The organism is Lysinibacillus sphaericus OT4b.31, assembly GCF_000392615.1.
In the GTDB taxonomy this organism is placed as follows: Bacteria; Bacillota; Bacilli; order Bacillales_A; family Planococcaceae; genus Lysinibacillus; species Lysinibacillus sphaericus_B.
Map to the genome: position 1 here is coordinate 3,674,960 of NZ_KB933398.1, position 24,108 is coordinate 3,699,067.

Consider the following 24,108-nt stretch of genomic DNA (forward strand, 5'->3'; position numbering starts at 1 on the left):
ACAGCACACTAAATAGTGCGCTGTTCTTCAATATTATTGTGCCTTTAATAACAATGTCTTCCCCTTAATCTCTTTGTTCTTTACAAAAGTTTCATGATAATTCCCAATTGCCCAATCCTCCACTTGGTCTTGATACCACTTCGATTTAACATGACCACTCTGCCCTGGACCAACGATATGATAGGCTGAGTTCAAATCACTTACATCCGCTATAAATCGCCAGGAAGCTCCGTGATCTACATTGCCATCTAGGTCATCATCGGCCGCCTGTACAGTGACTTTCGAACCGCCAATCGGTACCTTTTTAGCATTAAAGTATTTTGCTAGTATTGGTGACGCGCTTCCTAACGTGTGATCAAATGTAAGTTGATGGAAATCTCCCCATTGCCACTTGGAAGGTTTCTTGCCGAAACGCTCTTCAATTAGTGCTATCGATCGTTCTAATGCTTCATATACAGCTGCATCCACACCACCCTGTTGTTCAATCCAAATACTCTTCTCGCCTGCATATGCTTTTCGCAATAGCTGATCCGTTATATTGTATTTACCAGCCATCAGATTATACATATCTAGAGGCATTTCATCTTTAAAGAGTACTTCCTGCAATTGTTCCATTAGCGTATGGAAGACAAGTGGTGCGCTCGAATCTTTTGTATCCACCATATCCCATTCTTCCAGTAAGGCAATGACTTCTGCATATTTTTCATCCTGATCTTTTGCTTTTAACGACGTTAATAAATCTGGTAAAAACTCACGTGCATATAAATTATGTTGATCCATTTGTAAATTCATCATGTCTTCTACTGTTAGCGAATCATTGGCTTCTAACACTTCTTTAATACGCTCATAACGATACGGCTGTGCCCAGAAATCCGTTATATGATAAGGGTACTCCTCGCCGATAACTTCATTATTTGCAGTCGCAATAAATCCTTCCTTTGGATTTACGACTGTTGGTAGTTCATCCCATGGGATAAAGCCTTCCCATCCATAGTCACTTGAATCACCCGGTACTGGTAACTGGCCTTCTCCCTGCCTGCGAATCGGAATTTCACCATTTGCTTTATAAGCAATTGTGCCATCCTTAGAGGCAAAGATAAAGTTTTGCGCGGGTGCCTTAAAGTCTTCTAATGCCTTTTCAAAGTCATCCCATGAATTTGCCTTATTAAAGCCAAGTATCGCTCGCAGTTCTGCCGTAGATTGCAAAGCGGTCCATTGCATAGAAAACTGTGCTGATGGTTCCGTATCTTTAAATGCTAAATCGGTCATAATTGGCCCATGTCGTGTGACAATAACATCAAAATCTACTGTCTTTCCATCCTTCACCTTGATTGATTCATTACGTACCTCGGCCTGCTCCCACTCGCCATCATATTTGAACTGTGTTGGATTATCTGGATTCGGTATTTCAATATACAAATCTTGTACATCTGGACCTACATTTGTTACCCCCCAAGCAATATCATCGTTATGTCCTAAAATAATGCCAGGGATGCCTGCAAATATGACTCCACTAACATTTTGTTCAGGTGACTGAAGATGCATTTGATACCAAATAGATGGCGTGCTTAAACCTAAGTGTGGATCATCTGCTAAAATCGGAAAACCTGACTTTGTTTTATCGCCTGATACAACCCAGTTATTACTGCCATTAAATTCATTCGGCAATAGGTCAGCGTCAAATTGACCTGCTACCGCTACAGGGTTTGCTATGTTTGCCTCAATAATTGATGACGCGTTGTCAGGATACTTTATAAATAATTCCTTTGCCTTGTCTTCGTCGAAATGTTGTAAAGCCCAGTGACGGAAAGCAAGTGTATTCCAATTACCCCCTAAATCATATGCCATATATTTACCAATCGTTAGCGAATCTACAACGGACCATTCTTCCGGCTCATAACCTAGTAATGCGAATTCATAGCTTAATGTATTATTTTCCTTTGCCTGCTTAATAAAAGCGTTTACTCCTTCTGCAAACCATTCGAGTACCTGCTTGCTTTCTTCATCATAAGCAGCTAACGATTTTTCTGCTGCATCACGTAAGCTAAACGTACGGAAATGTTTGTCCGTATTAATTGTCGCCTCACCAATCACTTCTGATAATCGACCACTTGCCTGTCTACGCGCTAAATCCATTTGAAACAGTCGATCCTGTGCCTGAACGTAACCTTGTGCACGATATAAATCCGCATCTGTCTCTGCTAATATATGGGGAACTCCCTTATCATCCCTGGTAACAGTTACATCCTGATTAAGCACACTTACTGCAAGATCCCCTTCAATAACGGGCTTTGATTTATTCATAAACCATGTAAAGCCAATAAAGACTACGATTAGTGCAATTGCTAAAAAGCCAACAACACCAACGAGCCATTTTTTCCATATCTTTTTTTTCACAACGACAAACCCCCTCTTAAGCAATATATTCTTTAGCAAGCTTTGTAAATCCTTTTCAACAAGATAAAAGCTGATTTTTCTAGCGAATTTCGTTGTTTTTTAATAGAAAATCCCCTTGATATATAGAAATCCAAAATCCCACTGTACATAAAATAGTAGATAGTAAATTATTTCCTGTACTACAGAAATATAAAAAAAATCGCATTTCCCACTGGAAGTACGATTTCTTCTTAGATATTAATAATCGAGTTGTAATTCAATTGGACAATGATCACTACCCAAAATATGCGAATGGATTGTCGCAACGTCAATTTGTTCTTTCAATCGTTCAGATACAATAAAATAATCAATGCGCCAACCAATATTTCGCTCACGCACTTTATTCATATAGGACCACCATGTATAATGATCCGTCTCATTTGGATGCTTGAAGCGGAAAGAATCTATAAATCCACTTGCTAAAAGCTCGGTCATTTTAGCACGTTCTTCATATGTAAACCCTGAATTGCCAATATTTGATTTTGCATTTTTTAAATCTATGTCCGTATGTGCGACGTTCAAATCTCCACAGTACACGATAGTCTTTTTAGCATCAAGTTCTTTTAAATACAGGGCTAAACGGTTCTCCCAATCCAGGCGAATGGGTAATCTCGCTAAATCACGCTGCGAATTCGGTGTATAGACGTTAACTAAATAAAAGTTTTCATATTCTAACGTAATTATTCGTCCCTCTTCCTGTGACTTATCTTCACCGACACCATAATGTACTGAAAGAGGTTTATGTTTTGTAAAAATAGCTGTACCTGAGTAGCCCTTTTTCACAGCATAATTCCAATATTGTTCATAACCTTCTAGTGAAAGCTCAACTTGTCCCTCTTGACACTTCGACTCCTGAATACAGAAAAAGTCTGCATCTACTTCATTGAAGAAATCTAAAAAGCCTTTGCTCATGCAAGCGCGGATTCCATTGACATTCCATGATATAAATTTCATAGTTTTGCACCCCTAGAAAACGCCCCTCGCCTTTAGCGAAGAGCGCCATGTATAATTTTCTTATATATCGTCGCCGACTATTTTCACTTCAGTTTCTAAGTCGATGCCATACTTTTCTTTGACCGCCCGTTGCACCATTTGAATAGTTGCAATGTAATCAGTGGCCGTTGCATTTCCTTTATTCACGATAAAGCCCGCATGCTTGGTCGATACTTCTGCACCCCCCACGCCTTTTCCCTGCAGACCACTATCCTGTATAAGCTTGCCTGCGAAATGACCTGGAGGACGTTTAAAGACACTACCAGCAGATGGGTATTCTAATGGCTGTTTAGATTCACGCTGGTACGTTAAATCAGCAATTTTCGCGTCAATTTCTTCCTGAACGCCTTGCGTTAACTGAAATTCCGATGACAGTACATAATAACCCTTCTTAGCAATGATACTTTTGCGGTAGCCGAGTTCTAGTTCTTCTTTTGATAATATTACAATGTCGCCTTCTTTTGTTAAAACTTTAGAAGAAATAATAATATCCTTAATTTCACCACCATATGCACCTGCGTTCATCGCCATAGCTCCACCAATGGAGCCAGGAATCCCACATGCAAATTCAAAGCCTGTTAGGGATGCGGTTGCTGCCAGCTTGGACACGTCCTTAATGAGGGCACCACTTTGTGCATGTACATAATCACCGTTAATGTGAATTTCATCTAGATGTGCAAATGTGACAACTATTCCACGTAAGCCGCCATCACGGACGACCATATTGGAGCCATTACCTAGCATTAATAATGGAATATTATTTGTATGAGCATAGCGAATAACAGCTGCCGCTTCATTCTCCGTTTCAGGTAGAACAAACACATCCGCCTTGCCACCTAATTTTGTCATTGTATATTGTTGTAATGATTCGTCTAACTTAATATTGGCTGGATTAATGGTTTGCGCTAAATCCGTCGCCCATTGTTCTTTTGTCATGAGAGCTAATTCCTTTCTAACGTCCTTCTTACTTACACTAGTATGGATTTAGAACCTCGATTTGACAAGTAAAATGAAGGGTAATTTTCCCGCATTAACGGGCAGTAAGATACCTTTTACATAGCTACTTCATAACGATTTAAAAATACATAGTCATTCTAACTGCCCGTAAATGCCCGATTCGTTCAACTAAACCATCAATGATAAAATTGATATCACTGATGGCAGTGTTTATAACCAGCCACTTGCCCAAGTTTCAATATTGCGAATAGCACCTTCCAACGCTTGACCTTTATCCGTTAAAGAATATTCTACACGCACTGGTACCTCTGAATATACTTTTCGTTCAACAAGCCCTTCTTTTTCAAGCTCCTTTAAACGTTCTGATAATAAACGACCACTTACAGGTAATGCAGACTCAATTTCATTGAAGCGTTGGGGGCCGTCTAATAATTGATATAAGATTAGTCCTGTCCAGCGTTTACCGATTAAATCCATAGCTTTAGCTAAACGAGGACATAAAGTTGTCTCATTCATATTTTTCACCTCTTATGTATTCTATTGTAACGATTTCTTAAGTAAAAGTAAATTTTAAGTAACTTATTTACTTGACGTAATTTGTTTACTATTTTATATTTAATTACAAAAAGTAACTTTAAGTTTGGAGGATATTTCTTATATGTCTTTTAAAATTGATACAAAATTAGAGCTTGAGCATTTACACCTAGGCTTTTTATTTGAATGATCCGGAGGGTAACGGCATAGAAATTTACCGTGACCGCCATCGTTCTGAATGGATAAGTGATGGTAACGGTGGCCTTGTTACAGGAACAGAGGGAGTCGATATAGAAGATATAATGGCTCATTATGACCGCCATCGTCCATGGGTAGGTTTCCCTAAAGGCACTGTACTAGGTCATATACACCTAAATGTGAGCGTGTTAAATATACAACAACTTACTTCTATATAGATGCACTTGGTTTCGATATTATGACTAGCTTCCATGATAGTGCGCTATTCATTTCCGCTGGAGGCTATCATCACCATATCGCAGTAAATACATGGCAAGGAGTCGGAACACAAGTACCACCAGAACAAACAACAGGTTTACTAAGTTACACGTTTTCACTTTCTTCTCAGGCAGAATTTCAAAAGCTTATAGCCAATTTGAACAAGCATCAAGTGAAATATACATTAGATAATAGCCGCTTAATTGTTTTGGATTTTAATAATGATGCCATGAATTTTTACGTTCGATAGTATTTTTAATAATTATAAATATTCACAAAGCACACTATATTTAGTGTCATATTTTATCTCTTTTACTAAAAACTCATTGAACTAACAAATTTTTTAATTTATTATTCGTGTAAGATGCTGTTTTTAGGGGGGACCTTCCAATGAAAAAATATGCTATTGATTATAGTCACTCAACGATCGGTTTTTCCGTTCGACATATGATGATATCGCAAATTCATGGAACTTTTGAATCTTATCATGCCGAACTTGCCGTGTCCGATATTGTACAAATACAAGATGCCAAGATATCATTCTCGCTCATTGTTGCCAGTGTTTCGACCAAAAATTTTGATCGTGATGTTCACCTTGTATCACCTGATTTCTTTGATGCTGATGTCTATCCGAAAATTCACTTTGAGTCTACATATATTGAAAAACTGGAAAATAACAAATTTGCTATTCACGGAGATTTAACGATTAAAAACATTACGAAGGCCGTCGTCTTCACAACCGTTTACATTGGAAGTAGCATGAATCCATGGGCACAAGAAGTACATGGATTTCAATCAAGATCAAAAATTGACCGTAGAGATTTTAATTTAGTATATAATGCACTCCTCGAAACAGGCGGTGTATTAATCAGTGATGAAATTGATATAGTAGTAGATCTTGAAATAAATCTACTTTAACAGCTTGAGTCTTTATGAATAGGAGGTTGATTAATGCTATGGTTTGATGGCTTTAATTTTGCATCGATTTTTATTTCGATAATCTTTATCATGGTCTTTGGAACATTTGCATTTGTTATCATTAACGGCGTCAGACAATGGTCTAAAAATAATGCAGCACCGGTTTTAACCGTGCCAGCTAGAATCGTAACAAAGCGTACAAATACAAGGGGCGGTAGCGGCAACTCTGGTGCGCACACTTCTTACTATGTAACTTTTGAAGTACAGAGTGGTGATCGTATAGAGTTAAAGCTAAATGGTAGTGAATATGGACTGTTGGCAGATGGCGACTTTGGTTTATTAACATTTCAAGGAACTCGTTTTCAAACATTTGAGCGACACAAAAAGGAGAGCAGCGATTGATATCGCACTCTCCTTTTTGCTATTTATTTGATTAAATATTTTCCAAATCCAGCTTCTTCAGCATCACCAAGATACTCTATGTTACTGCCAGCTGGAATGATTTTCTGTGCATCCTTTGCAGAAAGGTAAATAACTTTTGTATTCGCCGGGAATGGTGCAAATGACCAATTGTTGTCCGCAGCAGGATTAATTGTTTTATTTGCCATGATGTAGTCAATCACTGCTTGACGATTTTCATATGCATAGTTTGTTACATTCGAGCCGTCTGTATTTTTGAATGTCGCCCCGTAAGAGCCACCTACACGATAGTTGTTCGTAATGATGATAAACTCTTGGTTCACATCAATCGGTTTACCGTTGTATTGTACATTTTTAATACGATTCGCTTTTTCGTCCACTAACTGACCACGACGATCGTATTTTGCAGGCGATGTCACATCAATTTGATATGTTAAACCGTCTAAAACGTCAAAATTATAAGAACGTGCTTCTGCGTCAATAATATTTTGCTCTTCTGCTTTATTTGGATCAATTGTTGTGAAGATACCTGCAGCCATTTCTAACCATTCGATCGCTTGTGCACCCGTTACTTTGATAGTTGCAACAGTGTTGTCGTAATGATAGATATCTGCCATATTTTTTATGGCAAGTGGCCCTACAGGAATGTTTGTGTAGTCGTCTGGATTATTTCTTGAACCTGCCTTAAAAGGTGCACCAGCAGAAAGGATTGGTGTATTCTCATCAGCCGTACCCTTTAATTCTTTTTCAATATACCATTGTTGTGCTTGTGTCACGATTTGAATCGATGAATCATCTTGAACCATAGAGAAATAGCTGTGTATTGGTGCAGTTGTCTCACCAACAGCTTGGCGGATGTACGTTAATGTACCTTCGTGCGCTTCTTTTATAGCATTTAACACTGTTTGAGATGGTTGTAAGCCTTCTTGTTTAATAGAACGAAGAGCCCCTTGTCCATTTACCACCACCCATTTAGAGCCTTGTTGCTCTAATTTCAAGTCAATAACGCCAAGGTGGCTACCATAACTTCCTGCCATTACTGTAGGAACACCGTTAATCGTTCCTTTTTCTTGATCAACATTTTTAAGATCTTTATAATCACCTGGGAATGTTAGATGTGAGTGACCTGTTATTAAGGCATCAATACCTTCAATAGCAGCAATTTGGTAACCGACATTCTCAGCACCTGCTTCATACGTATCTCCACCAATACCTGAGTGAGAAAGCACAACAATCACATCTGCTCCTGCTTTTTGTATTTCTGGTACCACTTCTTTGATTGCTTCCACAGGTTCTTGCATCTCTACCTTACCTGCAAGATGAATGGCATCCCATTCAACAATTTTCGTAGGTACGATTCCTGTTACACCCACTTTAATAGTATGTTTTTTCCCTGTGTTATCCAGCACTTCTTTATCCATAATTACATAAGGCGTGTACATATGCTTTTTTGTTTTTGCGTCATATGCATTTGCATTAACGACCGGATATTTTGCATCATTTAATACTTCACTTAAGAAATCTAATCCATAGTTGAATTCGTGATTCCCTAAAGTTCCACCATCATATTTCAGCGCATTTAGTGACGCAATAGCTGGATGAACCTCGCCTGGTTTTAAGACGTTTTCTAACGCTTTATATGAACCAAGAGGTGTCCCTTGAATTAAATCACCATTATCAAATAATAATGTATTTGGGTTTTCTGCTCTTGCTTGCTCTATTAAGGCTGCAGTGTTTGCTAAACCGACATCAGCGGATTCAGCATCTAAAAAATAATTATAGTTTGCTAAATTCGTATGAATATCAGTTGTGCCTAAAATTTGAAGATCAACTGTAGTCGCTTTTACAGGCACTTTGTATTCTGCTACAAAGCGTTCTACAATACTTTGCATTTGTTCAGTTGTCACATAGTCACGTGGACGAATTGTATCGTCTTCGAAACCTTGTAAGATATTTGCCGCGACTGCATTTGCTAGGTCTTGCTTATGTGTCTCAGCAATTTTATCTGCATCCTTGAATTTATCTAACTCTGCCAACGATGCCTTTTCAGTTACTAATCCACGTGCAGATATAACAAATGCTTGTTGACGTGTTAATTTATCATTCGGATCAAATGATGTTGCTGTTTTGCCTTTGATAAGCTTTAGTTCTAGTGCTTTTTCAACATAAGGAGCTAACTCCTTTGGTACATCAGTAAAAGCAAGTGTAGAACCATCTCCTAACTCGACATTCAAGCTTTCTACTAATTCTTTCACGTAGTCTCCACGTGTCACATCATTCGATGTAGCGTTTGCAGATAGTCCCCCTGGGAAGACTGTGAAGAGAATTAATAACATTGCTAAAAAATTAGTAATTAATTTCTTATTCATGTAACGACCCCCTTATTAATCTAATATTTTCCTACGGTTTCTATTATATTATACTAACAAGTGATTTAACTGAATATTTAGACCTAATTGTATGTACTTTTAAACTAATAGCACAACACTTTACTAATATATAATATATATTTATTATCTATTAACTATTCACTATCACAGGATGTTTTTTTTTGTAAAATTCTAATAAGTGCACAGTATCAATATGTCAGCCCTTCATTCCTCTACCAGACCTCTACTTAGCCAATAAAAAAAGCCCCCTCAAAACCGAGAGAACTTTTAATAAAAATAAATGATTATGCGTTTACAGTTTGAAGAGATTGCGCAACTTTTTTCACTGCTTCTAAACCAGTTGCAATAATTTCCTGTGCTTTGTCTTGTGATGCATTATGTCCTTCAATAATTACTTCTTCGATAATTTCCATACCAAATACGCCACCTACTACATTTTTGATGTAGTTAACAGACATTTCCATCGGTTGTGCTTCTGGTGCTGAATAGTAGCCACCACGAGCATTTAAAATGATAGCTTTTTTATCATTCATTAAGCTAACTAGTTGACCTTTTTCGCCATATTTGAAAGTGAAACCAGCTTGATATACATAATCAATGAAAGTTTGTAAAGTAGCTGGGATTGTTAAGTTCCAAAGTGGGAAAGCAAAAACTACAACATCAGCTGCAGTTAACGCGTCCATTGCTTTTTGTTTTGCAGCTAAAATGCGTGACTCAATGTCAGTTAATTCTTCGCCGTTTTGTAATTTACCGTAAGCGTTGAATAGATCTTGACCGAAGTACGGCATATCTTCAACGAATACGTCGAAAGTCGTTACATCTACGCCTTGTAGGTTTTCCATGAAAGTGTCATACATTTTTGTTGAGATACCGTCTGGGCGGTTATTTGCTTTTACTACTAATACGTTCATTATATAATTTCTCCTTAGTTTTCCAACATTATTATCTCGAATTCAAGATATATGAATATATTAAAAAACATCTTTTAAAAAGTCAACGCTAATAGTCTCATACTTTTGACTGAAATGCCTACTTCCTTTTATTCACCTTCTAAATTAGTGATGTCGTTTAATGCTGTGCACCACACGCAAAAATACTCAGGCTCACGTTACTCGAGCCTGAGTACCTTTGCATCAGCAGAAGTTTACATCCTACGTTTATTGAGTAAAATTAAAACTCGCAGCTTTCATCAGTACATACACCAGCATTTGAAAAGCCTGTCATCTGCAATCCTGGTTGTAAGCCTTCTTCTTCCGCTACTTTACGTAAAGTGTCTTCAAAAACTTCCTGCGGTTGCGCACCTGAAATGCCATATTTACGATTTATAACGAAAAATGGTACTCCTCGTACACCAAGTTGTAGTCCTTCTTGAATATCTTCCTCAACATCAGAAGCAAATACATCACTAGTAAGAACGTTCTCTACTGCCTTACGTTCAAGACCTAATTGCTCAGCAATGTCAATCAATACGTCATCATGACTAATACGTTTCGCCTCAATGAAGTAGCCATGTAGTAAGGCCTCAACAAGTGCTGGCGCTTTTCCTTGTTGTTGTGCCCACTTTACAAGTCGATGTGCCTTTAACGTGTTTTCTTCCATTAGGTTGTCAAAATTATAGTCCAGTCCTACTTCTTTAGCACGAGCTGCTACACCTTGCGTCATTTCCTTCGCCTTATCTACTGTCATACTGTATTTTTTTGCTAAGGATTCATACGTAGAAACATTCGTATCCATAGGTGTTGTTGGGTCAAGTTGGTAACTTTTATAAACAAGCTCCACCTGACCATCAAAACCCGTATCCTGAAGCGCCTTTTCTAATTGCTTTTTGCCAATATAACAAAATGGGCAAACATAATCTGACCATATTTCAATTTTCATAAATGTTCACTCTCCTTTTGCTACATTGTATCGACACTATACATTCCTAAGCAATTTTTCTGCTTCATTGCATAAATTTTCAAATCAATCTCCATACTGAGCTTAAAAACAATGTGAGGGTTATGTATGACACAATCTCTTTGGCTTGCAACGAGCGAGTCTGTCTCCTTGCCATCTCTAACTGATTCTACTACATGTGATGTTTGTATTATTGGTGGAGGTTTGACTGGACTATATACTGCCTATGTTTTAGCAAAAGCAGGTGTGGATGTGGTACTGCTCGAAGCAAATTCCCATATCAGTCATGGTACAACTGGTCATTCAACAGGAAAATTAACAGCACAGCATGGCTTAGTATACGCAAATATTATGGAAAAACTTTCAGTAGAAGATGCGCGGCTCTATTATCAACTAAATCAGCTCGCTGTTGAGAAAGCCTTACAGATACTGCCCAAGGAATCCATTCAACAAGTAGATTCGTTGCTTTATTGTCAAACGAAGGAAGGCTATAAACAATTATTAAATGAATGGAATGCCTATAAGGTTTTGAATATTAAGGCGAAAATCACCTCAGATACGGAACTACCCTTCTCTATTACAAAAGCACTTAGCATTTCGCAACAAGCGCAAATAAACCCTGTGGCCGTTTGTAACTTTTTAGTGAAAAAGGCATTATCAATGGGTGCAAGATTGTATGCCAACACACGCGTCCAGCAATTACGTCTGCCACAAAATGACTTACATACCGAAAATAATATGTCGGTTCAATATAATAAGCTTATTTTGGGGACGCACTATCCGATTGAGGCCTTCAAAGGTCTACAACTATTTAAACTCTCAAATAGTCGCTCTTATATGGTCGCTAGCAAAATTTCAGATACATTCCATGGGCAATATTTATCGGTCGATTTTCCTTCGCGTTCTATTCGAACTGCAACCATTAATGATGAACACTATATACTACTTGGAGGCGCTAATCATACCGCTGGGCAAACAACAAATACCGAGCCTTTTTATGACGCTATACAAAATGAAATGCAAGAGCACTTCGAACGAGAGCCTCTTTATAGGTGGTCAGCACAAGATATCGAAACACCAGATATGATACCTTATGTAGGCAACATTACACAGTCCTTACCAAATGTCTTCATCGCTACTGGTTATAGAAAATGGGGAATCTCCAATTCTTTTGTGGCGGGAGATTTACTATCTGCGCTTATTACAGGAACACAGGCTGAGGATGGAGCAACTGCACTTTATGCACCTTCGCGTACGAAATTTGGTGCTCAGTTTATGCAAATGCTAAAGGTTGGAGGCTTCGTTGCAAAGGAATTTGTAACAGGCTATGTCAAGCACGCTAACGCACCGACCTGTACACATTTAGGCTGTAAAACAAAATGGAATAATGCAGATGAAACATGGGATTGTCCTTGTCATGGCTCACGCTTTAATGCTCAAGGGGAAGTCCTTGAAGGCCCTGCTGTCTTTCCACTTAAGCTAGAATAGCAAAAAGGGGTGTCTCAAATGACTTTTGAGACACCCCTTTTCTGTATCGATAGCGTAGCGGCAGATACATAGTTGGGCTAAAACCGCTTGTTTTTCAGAGAATATTACTATCTAAATTTCTTATTTTTGACTTATTGGACAACCTTTTTTTATTATTTCAATGCGTCCGTTAATACTGGTACAATTTGTTTTTTACGTGATACAACACCTGGTAATACCACGCGATTGTTCACAAGTTCTGCGCCAAAACCTTGGGCAGCAGCTTGTGCCACTTGCCCAATAGCTACCGCTGTGGAATCATTGTTTAAAATATCTGTTACAACAAAGAAGAATAAATCTAAACCATTTTCAGCAACATTCTTATTTAATAAAATCTCTAACTCTTCTTGACGTCCCAGTACATCATCAATATCGACAGCATTTACTTGCGCAACTACTGATTTATATTCCCCAAATTGGAACTCTTTTGCGTCTAGAGATAAAAGATCTTCTAATGATTTATCTGAAAGGTCTGCGCCAGCTTTAAGCATTGCTAAACCATATTCTGCTACATTAACACCTGCAATTTTAGCTAGCTCTTCACCCGCTTTCACGTCCTGCTCAGTGCACGTAGGTGATTTGAATAATAATGTATCTGAAACGATGGCAGAAAGCATTAAACCTGCAATATTCGCTGGTACCCCTACACCGTTTTCTTTAAAGATTTTATTTAAGATAGTTGCTGTACAACCAACGGGCTCTGCACGGTAATATAATGGATCTGCTGTTTGGAAGTTTGCAATACGATGGTGATCAATTACTTCGGTAATTTGTACTTCTTCAATACCATCAGCTGATTGTTGGAATTCGTTGTGGTCTACAAGAATTACCTTTTCAGTTTCTCCTACTACTGATGTGATTAATCGAGGTGCTGCAAAATCGAATTTATCTAATGCAAACTTTGTTTCGTTGTTCAACTCACCTAGACGTACTGCTTCAGCATTCTCACCAATTTGTTGTTTTAAATAGGCATATACAATAGCAGATGTAATGGTATCTGTATCTGGATTTTTATGTCCAAAAACTAAAACTTTACTCATTGAAATGATTCCTCCTAAATGGCTATTACAATTTTATTTTTATTCTATCATACCTTTTGACATAAAATTATATAAAGTAAAACTTTAATAGGGTTTTTCAATATGTATACTAGCTCATCTTGGTGCCTTATTGAGAGACATAAACTCTAGTATTTCTCCCTTTCAAATATTTTATCTATTTTTTACCATCCATCATTTTACATTTAATATAGAAAACAGGTTTTTACTTAAAATTTATTCAAACAAATAGATATATAGTTGCGTTTTGTTATTCAAGAAACCATAATTTTATGCTATTATCATGTAGTCTATATGTTAGGAAATACAGGAAATGGGGATTACGATGACGAAGAAGATGGAAAAAAAGTATATTCCTTTAGCAAGCTATTTTGAAGTAGCTTCGCAACAAGACATAACTTTATCGTTTAACGCACTAGAAAACATTATGGGGCAATCCTTACCCAATGCGGCTTATTTGAATAAGAGCTGGTGGAAAAAAACAAAGCCTCCCCTCTCTCATTATTTATCATGGACAAATGCAGGATACTATGTCATTGATGTCAAACTTGGAACAAGTGTCACTTTCTCTCGCAATCAAGTGAAGGCCTCATCAAGCGATATTTCTGAAAATAATGAAAATCCTTCCGCTTACATAATCCGAGCGATTGAAGCACCGGATGCTAGAGCATTTATTCTTTTACAAGAAGAAATCTTTCAGCAAACCGACTTTATGTATAATGAGCAAAATGAGTTAGATTTAACTGTACAGCAGCTTCGTAAAAATTTAGCCTATTGGAAACAATTAAAAAACCGCACAATTTTGTTGTGCGTTTTAAATGGTCTATTTGCTGGTTATGCCGTTATTCATGGTAGTAAGCATTCTAAAGCCAAACATGTGGCTTCTGTTCGTCTCGCAGTCAAGGAAGAGCATCAGCAAAAAGGCATTGGCTCTTCACTGATGAAAGCAGTCGAAAACTGGTCCATACAGCGAGATATTTCACGCTTAGAATTATCTGTTATGGAACATAATGACGTTGCTATCAATCTGTTTAAGAAGTTAGATTTTCAACATGAAGGCACTCGCCAAAACGCCATTAAACTAAATAACTCTTTTTTCAATGAGTATATTATGAGTAAAATTATATAACCTATTTTTCACAAGCCTCCAAAGGTGCTTATCTACTAGAGGAGGCTTGCCCAATTATCTTACCTGTCGTTTAAAGAACGAATGCTCGAAAATAGTTTTACGCTGCTCATAGATTATCCATAGAAAAAGGTATCGCTTCTTAATCTATGCGATGTATGCTATCAAAACAACACTTGCTTTTCTCTTGCTGCATCTAAGAATAATAAATTATTCTCCACTTGCTCATATGAATGCTGGTATTGATCGTATTGTGCTTTATCGTGACTGACCATTTCTTCTATCAATGCATGCATAAACGAAAACAGCACTGGCACAATATCGAGTGAAGATTGGTTCTTCATGCCAAGTGCAAATAATGCATTTGCATATTCTCTTATTGGTGACAAGGCTGATCCTGTAATCGCAATAACTCTTACCTTTTTCATCTTCGCAATTTCTACGATTGTTTTTACATCGTTTGTATGCTTATCACACGCAAAGACGATTAACGTCGTGCGTTCACCAATACTATTAATTTGTTGCACAATATCTTCGGAATCTGTGCGCAATTGCTTAACGTTTGGTCGTAAGGTTTTCAACGTATATGATAACCAGTTTGCAATCGAAGCCGATTGACGAGCACCCAGTATATAAATGGTATCAGCTTCATGCATCCATTTTGAGCTTTTCTGAAGCATGTTATCGTTAATAAGATGAATAGTATCTTGAATATTTTGTATATCACGCTGCATGACCTTACTAAAGCTAGTGTTCTTCTGCTTAGTGGATGTATATGTAGCTTGAAGATGCGCTCCATCATTTTGAGACATTAAATAACTTCTGATTTCCTCTTGAAGCTCAACATAACCTGACAAATCCATGGCATAACAAAAACGTATAACTGTCGATTCACTAACATTAGCCTGTCTTCCAACTTCAGCCGCACCATTAGCAATAACAACTGTCGGATTATCCGTTACAAACTGTGCAACTTTTCGTTGCCCCTTGGACAGTCTTATAAATTTCCTCTTTATATTTTCATTTATACTCATTCCTAACAACCTTTCTTTCAAAGAAATTATCACGAATGGAGATTGTTTTCTATGGACTCTAAATTCGATTAAAAATACAGTATCACGATTACAATTTGAATACAATGACTTTTCAGAAAAATCTTTAATGCTTTAAATCGCTAATATAGTAGTTCGTAATAAAATGACATAGATTCGTACTATTTTCTTTACTCACATTATAAAATCGAAAACAGCAATGGAGAGCAGTCAATGATTTGAATAGAATGTTGTTTCAACTTTCCTGTTTGACTCAGTAATACCTGTGAATCACGCCATTCTGGTTCAACTACCAATCAATAAACTAATTATGAATAAAAAAATGCCTTGAATCCTTAGTGAATTCAAGACACTTTTATTCTTTTATTATTGTAATTCTGTTTGTTTTGTTTCAGTACCTAACAAGATTACTCCGATGACACCGATAATAATCGCTCCACAGAAAATAGCAAAGATAAAGCCAATATCATAACCCGCAGTTAACATAGAGCCGACTAATAAGGGACCAAAAATACCACCAATGCGTCCTACTGCTGCAGCCATACCTGCACCTGTACCACGAATAATTGCTGGGTACTGCTCTGGTGTGTAAGCATAAAGTGCACCCCATGCTCCTAAATTAAAGAAAGATAAAAACATGCCTGACGTCAAAAGCATTGCCATCGTTTCAGCATTACCGAAAATGAAAGCACTTACAGCTGTGCCAATTAAATAGGAAACAAGTACAAACTTCCGACCAAATTTTTCTATAAACCACGCTGCTGTAAAATAGCCCGGCAATTGAGCTACTGTCATAATGAGAACATATTTAAAGCTTGTGATCATGTCAAAGCCTTTACCAACCATCACGCTAGGTAGCCATAAGAACATTCCATAATATGAAAATACAACCGTAAACCATAACAGCCAAAGCATCAATGTAGAGCGTGCATATTTTTTTGACCAGACCTCACGAATGTTTTGAAGAATGCTACGTTTTTTAGACTCAACCTTCACTGTAAACTGTGGTGAATCTGGTAAATGCCACCGAAGATAAATTGCATATAGTGCGGGTATTGCTGTTAACAGTAATGCTATACGCCAGCCCCATGTAGGAATGACAAAATAAGAAATGAGGGCAGCGATTAACCAACCCGCAGCCCAAAAACTTTCGAGCAAGACAACCACTCTGCCACGTTCTTTCGCTTCAACACTCTCTGACACAAGTGTTGATGCAACTGGTAATTCCCCACCAAGCCCCATACCTACTAAAAAGCGTAGTGCCATAAAAGCGACTAGTGTTGATGTAAACGCAGATAAACCACTTGCAATTGAAAATAACACAAGCGTCCACATAAATATTTGCTTGCGCCCTACTTTATCGGCAAAAACACCGAAAACGAGTGCACCAACAGCCATCCCTATTGAGTTTATGCTACCAATCCAACCCATTTGACTCGAATTTAAACCCCAATCAACAGCTAAGGCTGCTATAACGAATGATAAAATCCCGACGTCCATGGCATCGAAAAGCCAACCTACTCCTGCTACGCCCAAAAGCTTATTTCGAGAAATGGATTGTTGTGACTTATTAGTTGTACCAGTATTTGTTGTCATCTTAACCACCTGTCTTTACAATTGACTTTACATCATGAGTTTACTATACAGTTGTTTCAATTAAGTGACAAGTAAAATTCAAATGACCGAATTGTTTCGACAATTTCTTAATTGCTATTGAAAACATAGGGCCATTTGCGTTAAAATGTCTTTTATACAAAAACAAATGTTCTTCCTATAAGAACAAAAGGAGATCGTATCGTTATGTGGAAAGGCCTTATTGAAGAATATAAACAATTTTTACCCGTAACAGAAAATACACCTGCTCTAACTTTAAATGAAGGCAATACGCCTCTTATACATTTAGTCAATCTATCTAAAAAAATTGGTATCGAGCTATATGGTAAAATTGAAGGTGCAAACCCAACCGGTTCTTTTAAAGACCGTGGTATGGTGTTTGCAGTTGCAAAAGCTATTGAAGACGGCAGCAAATGCGTTATTTGTGCATCTACTGGTAACACTTCAGCTGCTGCTGCTGCTTATGCAACTCGCGCAGGCATCCAATCAATTGTTGTTATCCCAAAAGGAAAAGTTGCACTTGGTAAATTAGCACAAGCAACAATGTACGGAGCAAAAATTATTGAAATCGACGGTAACTTTGACGACGCATTAAATATTGTGCGCCAAGTGAGTGAAACAACACCAGTCGCACTAGTAAATTCAGTGAACCCTTACCGTATCGAAGGTCAAAAAACGGCTTCATTTGAAATTGTAGACGCTTTAGGTGCTGCACCAGACTATCTATGCATTCCAGTCGGTAACGCAGGGAATATCACTGCTTACTGGAAAGGCTTCAAAGAATATAACGATGCGAAAGGCTCTGGCTTACCAAAAATGTACGGTTTTGAAGCTGAAGGGGCTGCAGCGATTGTTAAAGGTGAGCCTATTGCTAATCCAGAAACAGTAGCAACAGCCATCCGTATTGGTAATCCTGCAAGTTGGAAATATGCTGAAGCAGCACGTGATGAGTCTGGTGGCATTATTGATTCTGTAACAGATGAAGAGATTTTAGCAGCTTACAAACTAATAGCGGGAACTGAAGGAATCTTTGTAGAGCCTGGTTCAGCAGCATCATTAGCGGGTGTCATCAAATCAGTCGAAAGTGGTAAGATTGCACAAGGCGCTAAAGTTGTCACAGTCTTTACTGGTAATGGCTTAAAAGATCCTGATACAGCAATGAACGTATCAACAGTGGATGTTGTATCTCTTAAAAATGATGAAGAGGAAATTCGTAAATACATCGAGGGTGTACTATGAGTAAAAAGTGGCAAATCTCAGTTCCTGGGAGCACAGCCAATCTAGGCCCTGGCTTTGACTCAATCGGACTTGGCTTGTCTCTTTATTTAAAGCTAGATGTTTCTCTACAGGATAGCTGGGAAATCATACACCTCGATGAAAACGGTCCTAGTGAGTTTGAGCTTGAAGAACATTTACTATACGTTATTGCGAAAAAAATCGCTGATCAATACAGTAAACAACTCCCTCCCTGCCGTGTAAAAATGACAAGCGAGCTTCCATTAGCACGTGGCTTAGGAAGTAGTGCTGCAGTCATCGTTGCAGGTATTGAGTTAGCCAACCAGACATGCGAGCTCGGGTTAACAGTGCAAGATAAATTGAATTTATCTTCTCAAATCGAAGGACATCCAGATAATGCAACAGCCTCTGTATTGGGGGGCTTAACTATCTCTTCTATGGATGAAAGCGGCATTGTTGATACTTTCCATGTAAATAATATCGATGCTTCGTTCGTCGTATTTGTACCTGATGTTGAACTAAAAACAAGTGAATCTCGCTCGGTATTACCAGAGCACTTTGAGCGAGCATATGCCGTACATGCATCGGCAAATGCCAATATGCTTGCGGCTTCATTAATGGTACGCGATTTTGAACGTGCGGGTCGTTATATGGAAGCTGATTTATTCCATGAACCTTTCCGTTCAAATTTGATACCTCAATATGCAGAAATCCGTGCAGCGGCTAAAGCAAGTGGTGCATACGGTACAGCATTAAGTGGAGCAGGTCCTACCCTGATTGCCATTATTCCGACGGCTATTGCCGAAGACTTTGTTACAACAATGGCAGTACAATTTCCAGAACACCATATTATCCTAACAAAAGCCGATGAGTATGGTGTACAAGTAATATGATTTAAAACGTCTACTTCCTAGCGGTAGGCGTTTTTTCTTGAAGGAGGAAATATCTTGAAACCAATTATTTTCTGTGATTTTGATGGCACTATTACAGCAACTGATAATATCGTCTCTCTCATGACTCATTTCGTTCCAGTGGAATCAGAAAAAATTGCTCAAGCGATGATGGCACAGACGATTACCTTTAAAGAAGGTGTCACAGCTATGTTTGAGCTATTGTCCACTACCCAAAAAGATGATGTCATCCAATATTTATTAGACACAGCTGTCATTCGTGAAGGCTTTGATGAATTCGTTCGCTATGCTCATAAGCACGCTATTCCATTTTATGTTGTTAGTGGTGGCGTAGACTTCTTTATTGAGCCAATGTTGGAGAAATTTGGCCCTTTTTCAGGTGTCTATTGTAACACCGCTGACTTTTCAGCGACGCAGATCACACTTGTCTATCCAAACAATTGTGATGAGGAATGTGCCAAATACGAAACACAGGGCTGTGGCTGCTGTAAGCCAACAGTCATGCGGAAAGTTGCACAGAATGACCATTTTAAAATCGTAATAGGTGATTCTATTTCTGATTTTGAAGCCGCTAAACAAGCTGATTTAGTCCTCGCTCGAGATCATCTAATTGAGCGTTGTGAAGATTTACATATCCCACACAAGCCCTTTGAAACCTTCTATGACTGCTTAGAAGCTGTTAAAGAGCTTGTAGAAGCATAAAAAAAGGAATCTAGCTAGAAATGTCTGCTAGATTCCTTTTACTATATCGCTAATTGTCGTTTATGCTAGTAACACTAAACTAACCGCCATAACAGCCATTCCAGCTACTAAGCCATACATCGATAAATGTGTTTCGTCATATCTTTGTGCAGCTGGCAGTAATTCATCTAATGATATAAATACCATTATCCCCGCAACCCCTGCAAAGACAATACCAAACATGACATCTGTTAAAAAAGGCATTAATAGGAAGAATGCCACTAGAGCACCTACAGGCTCTGCCAATCCTGATAAGAAAGATAGCTTAAAAGCTTTTCTACGATTTCCTGTTGCAAAGTAAATCGGCACGGATACCGCAATTCCCTCAGGAATATTATGAATCGCAACAGCTATGGCAATAGCAATTCCAACATTCGGATCATTTATGGCAGACATAAATGTGGCAATCCCCTCTGGGAAATTATGAATGCCAATTGCAAGTGCCGTAAATAGCCCCATCTTCATTAAACGATCCTGATCCACCTGAGGCTTAACCGCATTTACATCCTCTACAAGCTTCACTTCATGAGGATTTGTAGCTTTTGGAATGAACTTATCAATCAACGCAATAAATAGCATACCACCAAAAAATCCGGCAATTGTCATCCAATAACCATTGGTTGTGCCTAACGCATTTGTTAAAGCATCTTTGGCCTTCACAAAAATTTCAACCAATGATACGTAAATCATAACACCTGCTGAAAAACCAAGTGCTAATGATAAAAATTTTGTATTTGTTCTTGACGTAAAAAACGCGATTAAACTACCTACACCTGTTGCAAGTCCGGCAAAAAGAGTTAACCCTAATGCCAATAATACATTACCTTCCATTCCCTTCTTCCTTTTCCCTTTTTGTTATAGTACTCATCTTAACTTAGAAGTTTCCTATGTGCAATTCTTTTTTACTAGGCTAATAATGACCAACAATGCCTATTCTAGATTTCTAGACGAAAAAGCAGCACCCTATTCCTACGAATAAAGTACTGCTTCCTCGATTTTTACTACATATCCCCTTTTTGCATTACTCGCTTACGTCGCTCATACCAGATGACACAAATGATAAACCATGTAAAACCGACGCTCCATCCTGCGAGTACATCGGATGCAAAATGTCGAGCTCCTGCCACACGCGACAAACCGATGAGTATTGTTAATACGATTGCCCCAGCCCACAATTGAATTTTACGTACCTTCTTATTGTTCTCCGATAAAATATAAGCCGCAGCAAATAAATATAAGAGGCCTGACATGGAATGTCCTGATGGAAAACTAAAGGAAGTTAATTGATCTTCAATTTCAGGTCGTGGTCGCTGCACCCACTTTTTTAATAATTGATTTAGTACATTTCCTGCTGCGAATGTTAACAATATGAATAGTAAAGCACGGTAATTTTTCATCTTCCAAGCTAAATACACCATTAATATAATCGCCACAGCGACTACAAATATCGGCTCTCCGATATAATGAAAAACTTCTATGAAGCGATTGCCAAATAAAATATCTGCCATTTTAGCATCAAAGTTTTCTATCGATTCACTCTGATAAGTTGCTCGTAAAACAAAAAAGGCAATAAGCGTTAAAACCGCCATTGGATATGCCCATTTTTTCATAATTTCTTTCACCTCTAAGCACATTTTTCACATCATATCATAAATACGTGCCATTAGAGGAGAATAAACACTAGCTCTTCATGAACATTCTATCGTTATAATACAAGTTTGTACTCTTTATGTTGTGCAATGACAATTGTCTCTTCATCCGATTTATTGAAAAAATTTGAAAGAGCTAAAGCAACAATAAATAAGATCAAAATTATAGGTAGTATTTTTTTAAACAAACTAAACACTTCCTTATCATCTAGAGTTTCATTCTCAGAGACGTTTACTTTAATAATACAGGATCAAACAGCCAATCTTTCGGTCCGAAATTTCGATCCTTTTCTCCCTTAACTTCTCGAGAAATATTATTTTTTATAATGAATTCTCTGAACTTTCGACTGAATATTGTTTTTCTGTAAAGATAACTTCCATCATGACTCAACTCAGCTGAAAAGAATATATCTCCCTTTACGTTCGTTATATCATGTCGATTATAAATATCAGGGCCGTTGATAACTCCGCTTAACCCACATGGACAAGGCGGTTGCTCTGTCGCAAAATACAGTTTAACTCTTTCTGCGCTACATGATGGAAGCATCTGTCTTGGTATTATTTGATATGCAGGTTGCTTCCCTATTTCAGGTCCTTGATGGATTACCTCTAGAAGATCATATCCTTCAATATTCTCTTGTTTCATTAATGTCACTAATTTCTCTGAAGCTACCCAAAAACCGCTTACATGTACTAGATGACGATCATTTATTTTTGATGTATCAATAACTAAAGGCGATAGTTGCTCTTTCTCCATTAAACCACAATGCTGGCAATATGTACTGATAGAACATAAGGTGCCTCTATCATCCAAAAACATTTCTGGTGAGTTTCCCGTAGAATTTAACGTAAATAGCGACGCTTGCTCATATTCGCTTTCTGAAAAGTCGAAGTAAAATCGTTCACCAATTGAAACAATGCCTAATTCATGTTCTAAGGATTTATATAGAGCTGCTACCTGTTCATACGTCACATCTTCATTTAATGTGAAAATTGGATTAAAGGAAGCTTTTAAATTTCTTTTTCTTATTTCAGGCGCACCTATAAAAATACCATAGCGATTATAAACTTTAATGACCTGATCTTGACTAGATTCATCTATAGAAAATAAATTTTCAAGTTCTACTTTCAAAATATACGCCTACCTTTATATAAAGTTTTATCGTGAAGTATATTGTCTAGCTAGTGACATTTATTAGAAAATCTAACATCGTCTACTTTATTGATAGATAGCCAGGCAGCTTATTTTAAACGAAAATCATATCTTGTCTTATTACCCACTACAGCATATTTACTTAACCACGATTATACTAAGCGTAACAGCACTTACACCGATATTTCAATGTCGGGTTTACGCCAATTTTTTGGCGGACATTAGAGGTATTTTTGGCGTGAATTGGCGGACTCAAGAAAAACACCGCCACTTTTTGGCGGTGTTTTTTGAAATGTATAGGTCTTTAAGGATATAAATATGTTTTATTTATCCAAAGTAAATAAAAGTAATTTATTTGGAATCAAACTGGAATTTTCGTTACTAGGAATATATACCATTTTTAAAGGATTATAGCACATTAGAAAACTACAGTAAATTCATTTTTTCTGCAAGATCCACAGCTTCCGTGCGAGAATCTACATTTAGTAAAGTGAACAACTGTGTTAAATATCTCTCCGTTGTTCGTTGCGGAATATTTAATTCAATGGCAATAGCTCGATTCGTATGGCCCTGTGCAATGAGTCTTAATATCTTCTTTTCTTTTTCATTTAAATGAATATCAAGCTTTGCATCCTGTAATTTAAATCGATTATCTAGAAAATCCAAGAAATTTTTAGGTAAAACAATTTCACCATTCGCTATTGCTCTTACTGTCCGTAAAATCTGCTCTTTCGAGGCCGTTTTAGCTAATATGCCCTCAATTTTCCTTTCTAAAATAAGTGGATAATAATCAGTAATATCATCACCTGTATAAAGGATAATAGAAGCATCTGTTTGTATCGCTTTAAGATTTCGAGCTAAGTTAATGCCATTTTCTAAAGGCATATTTATATCAATTAAATAAATATCATACGGCTTGTTCTTAATTCTCTGTATTACAGAAGTTGCATCACTTTCAGTATCAACTAAAATATCTTCATTTTCTTTAAATAAATTCTTAGTTCCCTCTAACACAATAGGGTGATCATCCACTATGAGCAT

General features: G+C 37.6%; 23 protein-coding genes. 9 read left to right on the top strand and 14 right to left on the bottom strand.

The genetic code is table 11. The features are described from left to right. Positions 1–33: 33 nt before the first annotated feature. The 4 genes from H131_RS16920 to H131_RS16935 form a co-directional block, all read right to left on the bottom strand. Complete coding sequence (locus tag H131_RS16920) at positions 34–2,397, bottom strand: penicillin acylase family protein (RefSeq protein WP_010860346.1); 2,364 nt, start codon at positions 2,395–2,397, stop codon at positions 34–36. A gap of 237 nt (positions 2,398–2,634) precedes the next feature. Further along, the gene (locus H131_RS16925; RefSeq protein ID WP_010860347.1) at positions 2,635–3,390 is read right to left on the bottom strand and encodes an exodeoxyribonuclease III; all 756 of its coding nucleotides are present in this window, start codon (positions 3,388–3,390) and stop codon (positions 2,635–2,637) included. Positions 3,391–3,450: 60 nt separating this feature from the next. After that, the gene (gene murB / locus H131_RS16930; RefSeq protein ID WP_010860348.1) at positions 3,451–4,365 is read right to left on the bottom strand and encodes a UDP-N-acetylmuramate dehydrogenase; all 915 of its coding nucleotides are present in this window, start codon (positions 4,363–4,365) and stop codon (positions 3,451–3,453) included. A 231-nt stretch (positions 4,366–4,596) separates the two neighbouring features. Beyond that, complete coding sequence (locus H131_RS16935) at positions 4,597–4,902, bottom strand: winged helix-turn-helix transcriptional regulator (RefSeq protein WP_010860349.1); 306 nt, start codon at positions 4,900–4,902, stop codon at positions 4,597–4,599. Positions 4,903–5,102: 200 nt separating this feature from the next. Between H131_RS16935 and H131_RS23165 the strand changes: the two genes are divergently transcribed. From H131_RS23165 to H131_RS16950, 4 genes are all read left to right on the top strand, one after another. After that, a complete protein-coding gene (locus H131_RS23165) occupies positions 5,103–5,336 on the top strand; it encodes a hypothetical protein (RefSeq protein ID WP_010860350.1) in 234 nt (77 codons plus the stop codon). Between the two features lie 20 nt (positions 5,337–5,356). Then, a complete protein-coding gene (locus H131_RS23170) occupies positions 5,357–5,626 on the top strand; it encodes a VOC family protein (RefSeq protein WP_010860351.1) in 270 nt (89 codons plus the stop codon). Positions 5,627–5,766: 140 nt separating this feature from the next. Further along, positions 5,767–6,294, top strand: coding sequence for a YceI family protein (locus H131_RS16945; RefSeq protein WP_010860352.1), 528 nt, complete (start codon positions 5,767–5,769; stop codon positions 6,292–6,294). A gap of 33 nt (positions 6,295–6,327) precedes the next feature. After that, positions 6,328–6,696, top strand: a complete 369-nt coding sequence (locus tag H131_RS16950; RefSeq protein WP_010860353.1) for a DUF2500 domain-containing protein — start codon at positions 6,328–6,330, stop codon at positions 6,694–6,696. Positions 6,697–6,719: 23 nt separating this feature from the next. Here the strand turns inward: H131_RS16950 and H131_RS16955 are convergent, their stop codons facing one another. The 3 genes from H131_RS16955 to H131_RS16965 all read right to left on the bottom strand — a co-directional run bounded on the left by H131_RS16955 (position 6,720) and on the right by H131_RS16965 (position 10,982). Beyond that, on the bottom strand, positions 6,720–9,083 hold the full coding sequence (locus tag H131_RS16955) for a bifunctional 2',3'-cyclic-nucleotide 2'-phosphodiesterase/3'-nucleotidase (RefSeq protein WP_010860354.1): 2,364 nt from the start codon (positions 9,081–9,083) through the stop codon (positions 6,720–6,722). Positions 9,084–9,388: 305 nt separating this feature from the next. Beyond that, positions 9,389–10,015, bottom strand: a complete 627-nt coding sequence (locus tag H131_RS16960; RefSeq protein ID WP_010860355.1) for an FMN-dependent NADH-azoreductase — start codon at positions 10,013–10,015, stop codon at positions 9,389–9,391. A gap of 259 nt (positions 10,016–10,274) precedes the next feature. Further along, complete coding sequence (locus H131_RS16965; RefSeq protein ID WP_010860356.1) at positions 10,275–10,982, bottom strand: DsbA family oxidoreductase; 708 nt, start codon at positions 10,980–10,982, stop codon at positions 10,275–10,277. Positions 10,983–11,108: 126 nt separating this feature from the next. On the opposite strand from H131_RS16965, the gene H131_RS16970 reads away from it, so the two are divergent. Next, on the top strand, positions 11,109–12,488 hold the full coding sequence (locus H131_RS16970) for an FAD-dependent oxidoreductase (protein ID WP_010860357.1): 1,380 nt from the start codon (positions 11,109–11,111) through the stop codon (positions 12,486–12,488). 152 nt (positions 12,489–12,640) lie between these two features. Here H131_RS16970 and H131_RS16975 read toward each other — a convergent pair whose 3' ends face one another. Next, on the bottom strand, positions 12,641–13,567 hold the full coding sequence (locus H131_RS16975) for a manganese-dependent inorganic pyrophosphatase (RefSeq protein WP_010860358.1): 927 nt from the start codon (positions 13,565–13,567) through the stop codon (positions 12,641–12,643). Between the two features lie 343 nt (positions 13,568–13,910). Between H131_RS16975 and H131_RS16980 the strand changes: the two genes are divergently transcribed. Then, complete coding sequence (locus tag H131_RS16980; protein WP_036131622.1) at positions 13,911–14,714, top strand: GNAT family N-acetyltransferase; 804 nt, start codon at positions 13,911–13,913, stop codon at positions 14,712–14,714. 161 nt (positions 14,715–14,875) lie between these two features. On the opposite strand, the gene H131_RS16985 is transcribed toward H131_RS16980, so the two are convergent. Further along, positions 14,876–15,745 (bottom strand): MurR/RpiR family transcriptional regulator, encoded by an 870-nt coding sequence (locus H131_RS16985; protein WP_010860360.1) that lies wholly within the window; start codon positions 15,743–15,745, stop codon positions 14,876–14,878. A 384-nt stretch (positions 15,746–16,129) separates the two neighbouring features. Next, on the bottom strand, positions 16,130–17,359 hold the full coding sequence (locus tag H131_RS16990) for an MFS transporter (RefSeq protein ID WP_010860361.1): 1,230 nt from the start codon (positions 17,357–17,359) through the stop codon (positions 16,130–16,132). Positions 17,360–17,563: 204 nt separating this feature from the next. Here H131_RS16990 and thrC point away from each other — a divergent pair, with 204 nt between their 5' ends. From thrC to H131_RS17005, 3 genes are read left to right on the top strand one after another with little or no spacing between them, the layout of a single operon-like run. After that, positions 17,564–18,616 (top strand): threonine synthase, encoded by a 1,053-nt coding sequence (thrC, locus tag H131_RS16995; protein WP_010860362.1) that lies wholly within the window; start codon positions 17,564–17,566, stop codon positions 18,614–18,616. Continuing rightward, positions 18,613–19,506, top strand: coding sequence for a homoserine kinase (thrB, locus tag H131_RS17000; RefSeq protein ID WP_010860363.1), 894 nt, complete (start codon positions 18,613–18,615; stop codon positions 19,504–19,506). The genes thrC and thrB overlap by 4 nt, the downstream gene beginning before the upstream one ends. Positions 19,507–19,560: 54 nt before the next feature. Beyond that, a complete protein-coding gene (locus H131_RS17005; RefSeq protein WP_010860364.1) occupies positions 19,561–20,226 on the top strand; it encodes a 2-hydroxy-3-keto-5-methylthiopentenyl-1-phosphate phosphatase in 666 nt (221 codons plus the stop codon). A gap of 60 nt (positions 20,227–20,286) precedes the next feature. Here the strand turns inward: H131_RS17005 and zupT are convergent, their stop codons facing one another. From zupT to H131_RS17025, 4 genes are all read right to left on the bottom strand, one after another. Then, entirely contained in the window at positions 20,287–21,096 is an 810-nt protein-coding gene (gene zupT / locus H131_RS17010; RefSeq protein WP_010860365.1) for a zinc transporter ZupT, read from the bottom strand. Between the two features lie 170 nt (positions 21,097–21,266). Beyond that, a complete protein-coding gene (locus tag H131_RS17015; protein ID WP_010860366.1) occupies positions 21,267–21,875 on the bottom strand; it encodes a phosphatase PAP2 family protein in 609 nt (202 codons plus the stop codon). A gap of 271 nt (positions 21,876–22,146) precedes the next feature. Next, a complete protein-coding gene (locus H131_RS17020; protein WP_010860367.1) occupies positions 22,147–23,046 on the bottom strand; it encodes a hypothetical protein in 900 nt (299 codons plus the stop codon). Positions 23,047–23,493: 447 nt separating this feature from the next. Beyond that, entirely contained in the window at positions 23,494–24,108 is a 615-nt protein-coding gene (locus H131_RS17025; protein ID WP_230491904.1) for a response regulator, read from the bottom strand.

What these genes read in the sequence shown, in the direction of transcription:
- H131_RS16925 (WP_010860347.1), bottom strand. Translation starts at nt 3,390, where the DNA reads ATGAAATTTATATCATGGAATGTCAATGGAATCCGCGCTTGCATGAGC.
- murB (WP_010860348.1), bottom strand. Translation starts at nt 4,365, where the DNA reads ATGACAAAAGAACAATGGGCGACGGATTTAGCGCAAACCATTAATCCA.
- H131_RS16935 (WP_010860349.1), bottom strand. Translation starts at nt 4,902, where the DNA reads ATGAATGAGACAACTTTATGTCCTCGTTTAGCTAAAGCTATGGATTTA.
- H131_RS23170 (WP_010860351.1), top strand. Translation starts at nt 5,357, where the DNA reads ATGACTAGCTTCCATGATAGTGCGCTATTCATTTCCGCTGGAGGCTAT.
- H131_RS16945 (WP_010860352.1), top strand. Translation starts at nt 5,767, where the DNA reads ATGAAAAAATATGCTATTGATTATAGTCACTCAACGATCGGTTTTTCC.
- H131_RS16950 (WP_010860353.1), top strand. Translation starts at nt 6,328, where the DNA reads ATGCTATGGTTTGATGGCTTTAATTTTGCATCGATTTTTATTTCGATA.
- H131_RS16955 (WP_010860354.1), bottom strand. Translation starts at nt 9,083, where the DNA reads ATGAATAAGAAATTAATTACTAATTTTTTAGCAATGTTATTAATTCTC.
- H131_RS16960 (WP_010860355.1), bottom strand. Translation starts at nt 10,015, where the DNA reads ATGAACGTATTAGTAGTAAAAGCAAATAACCGCCCAGACGGTATCTCA.
- H131_RS16965 (WP_010860356.1), bottom strand. Translation starts at nt 10,982, where the DNA reads ATGAAAATTGAAATATGGTCAGATTATGTTTGCCCATTTTGTTATATT.
- H131_RS16970 (WP_010860357.1), top strand. Translation starts at nt 11,109, where the DNA reads ATGACACAATCTCTTTGGCTTGCAACGAGCGAGTCTGTCTCCTTGCCA.
- H131_RS16975 (WP_010860358.1), bottom strand. Translation starts at nt 13,567, where the DNA reads ATGAGTAAAGTTTTAGTTTTTGGACATAAAAATCCAGATACAGATACC.
- H131_RS16980 (WP_036131622.1), top strand. Translation starts at nt 13,911, where the DNA reads ATGACGAAGAAGATGGAAAAAAAGTATATTCCTTTAGCAAGCTATTTT.
- H131_RS16985 (WP_010860360.1), bottom strand. Translation starts at nt 15,745, where the DNA reads ATGAGTATAAATGAAAATATAAAGAGGAAATTTATAAGACTGTCCAAG.
- H131_RS16990 (WP_010860361.1), bottom strand. Translation starts at nt 17,359, where the DNA reads ATGACAACAAATACTGGTACAACTAATAAGTCACAACAATCCATTTCT.
- thrC (WP_010860362.1), top strand. Translation starts at nt 17,564, where the DNA reads ATGTGGAAAGGCCTTATTGAAGAATATAAACAATTTTTACCCGTAACA.
- thrB (WP_010860363.1), top strand. Translation starts at nt 18,613, where the DNA reads ATGAGTAAAAAGTGGCAAATCTCAGTTCCTGGGAGCACAGCCAATCTA.
- zupT (WP_010860365.1), bottom strand. Translation starts at nt 21,096, where the DNA reads ATGGAAGGTAATGTATTATTGGCATTAGGGTTAACTCTTTTTGCCGGA.
- H131_RS17015 (WP_010860366.1), bottom strand. Translation starts at nt 21,875, where the DNA reads ATGAAAAAATGGGCATATCCAATGGCGGTTTTAACGCTTATTGCCTTT.
- H131_RS17025 (WP_230491904.1), bottom strand. Translation starts at nt 24,108, where the DNA reads ATGCTCATAGTGGATGATCACCCTATTGTGTTAGAGGGAACTAAGAAT.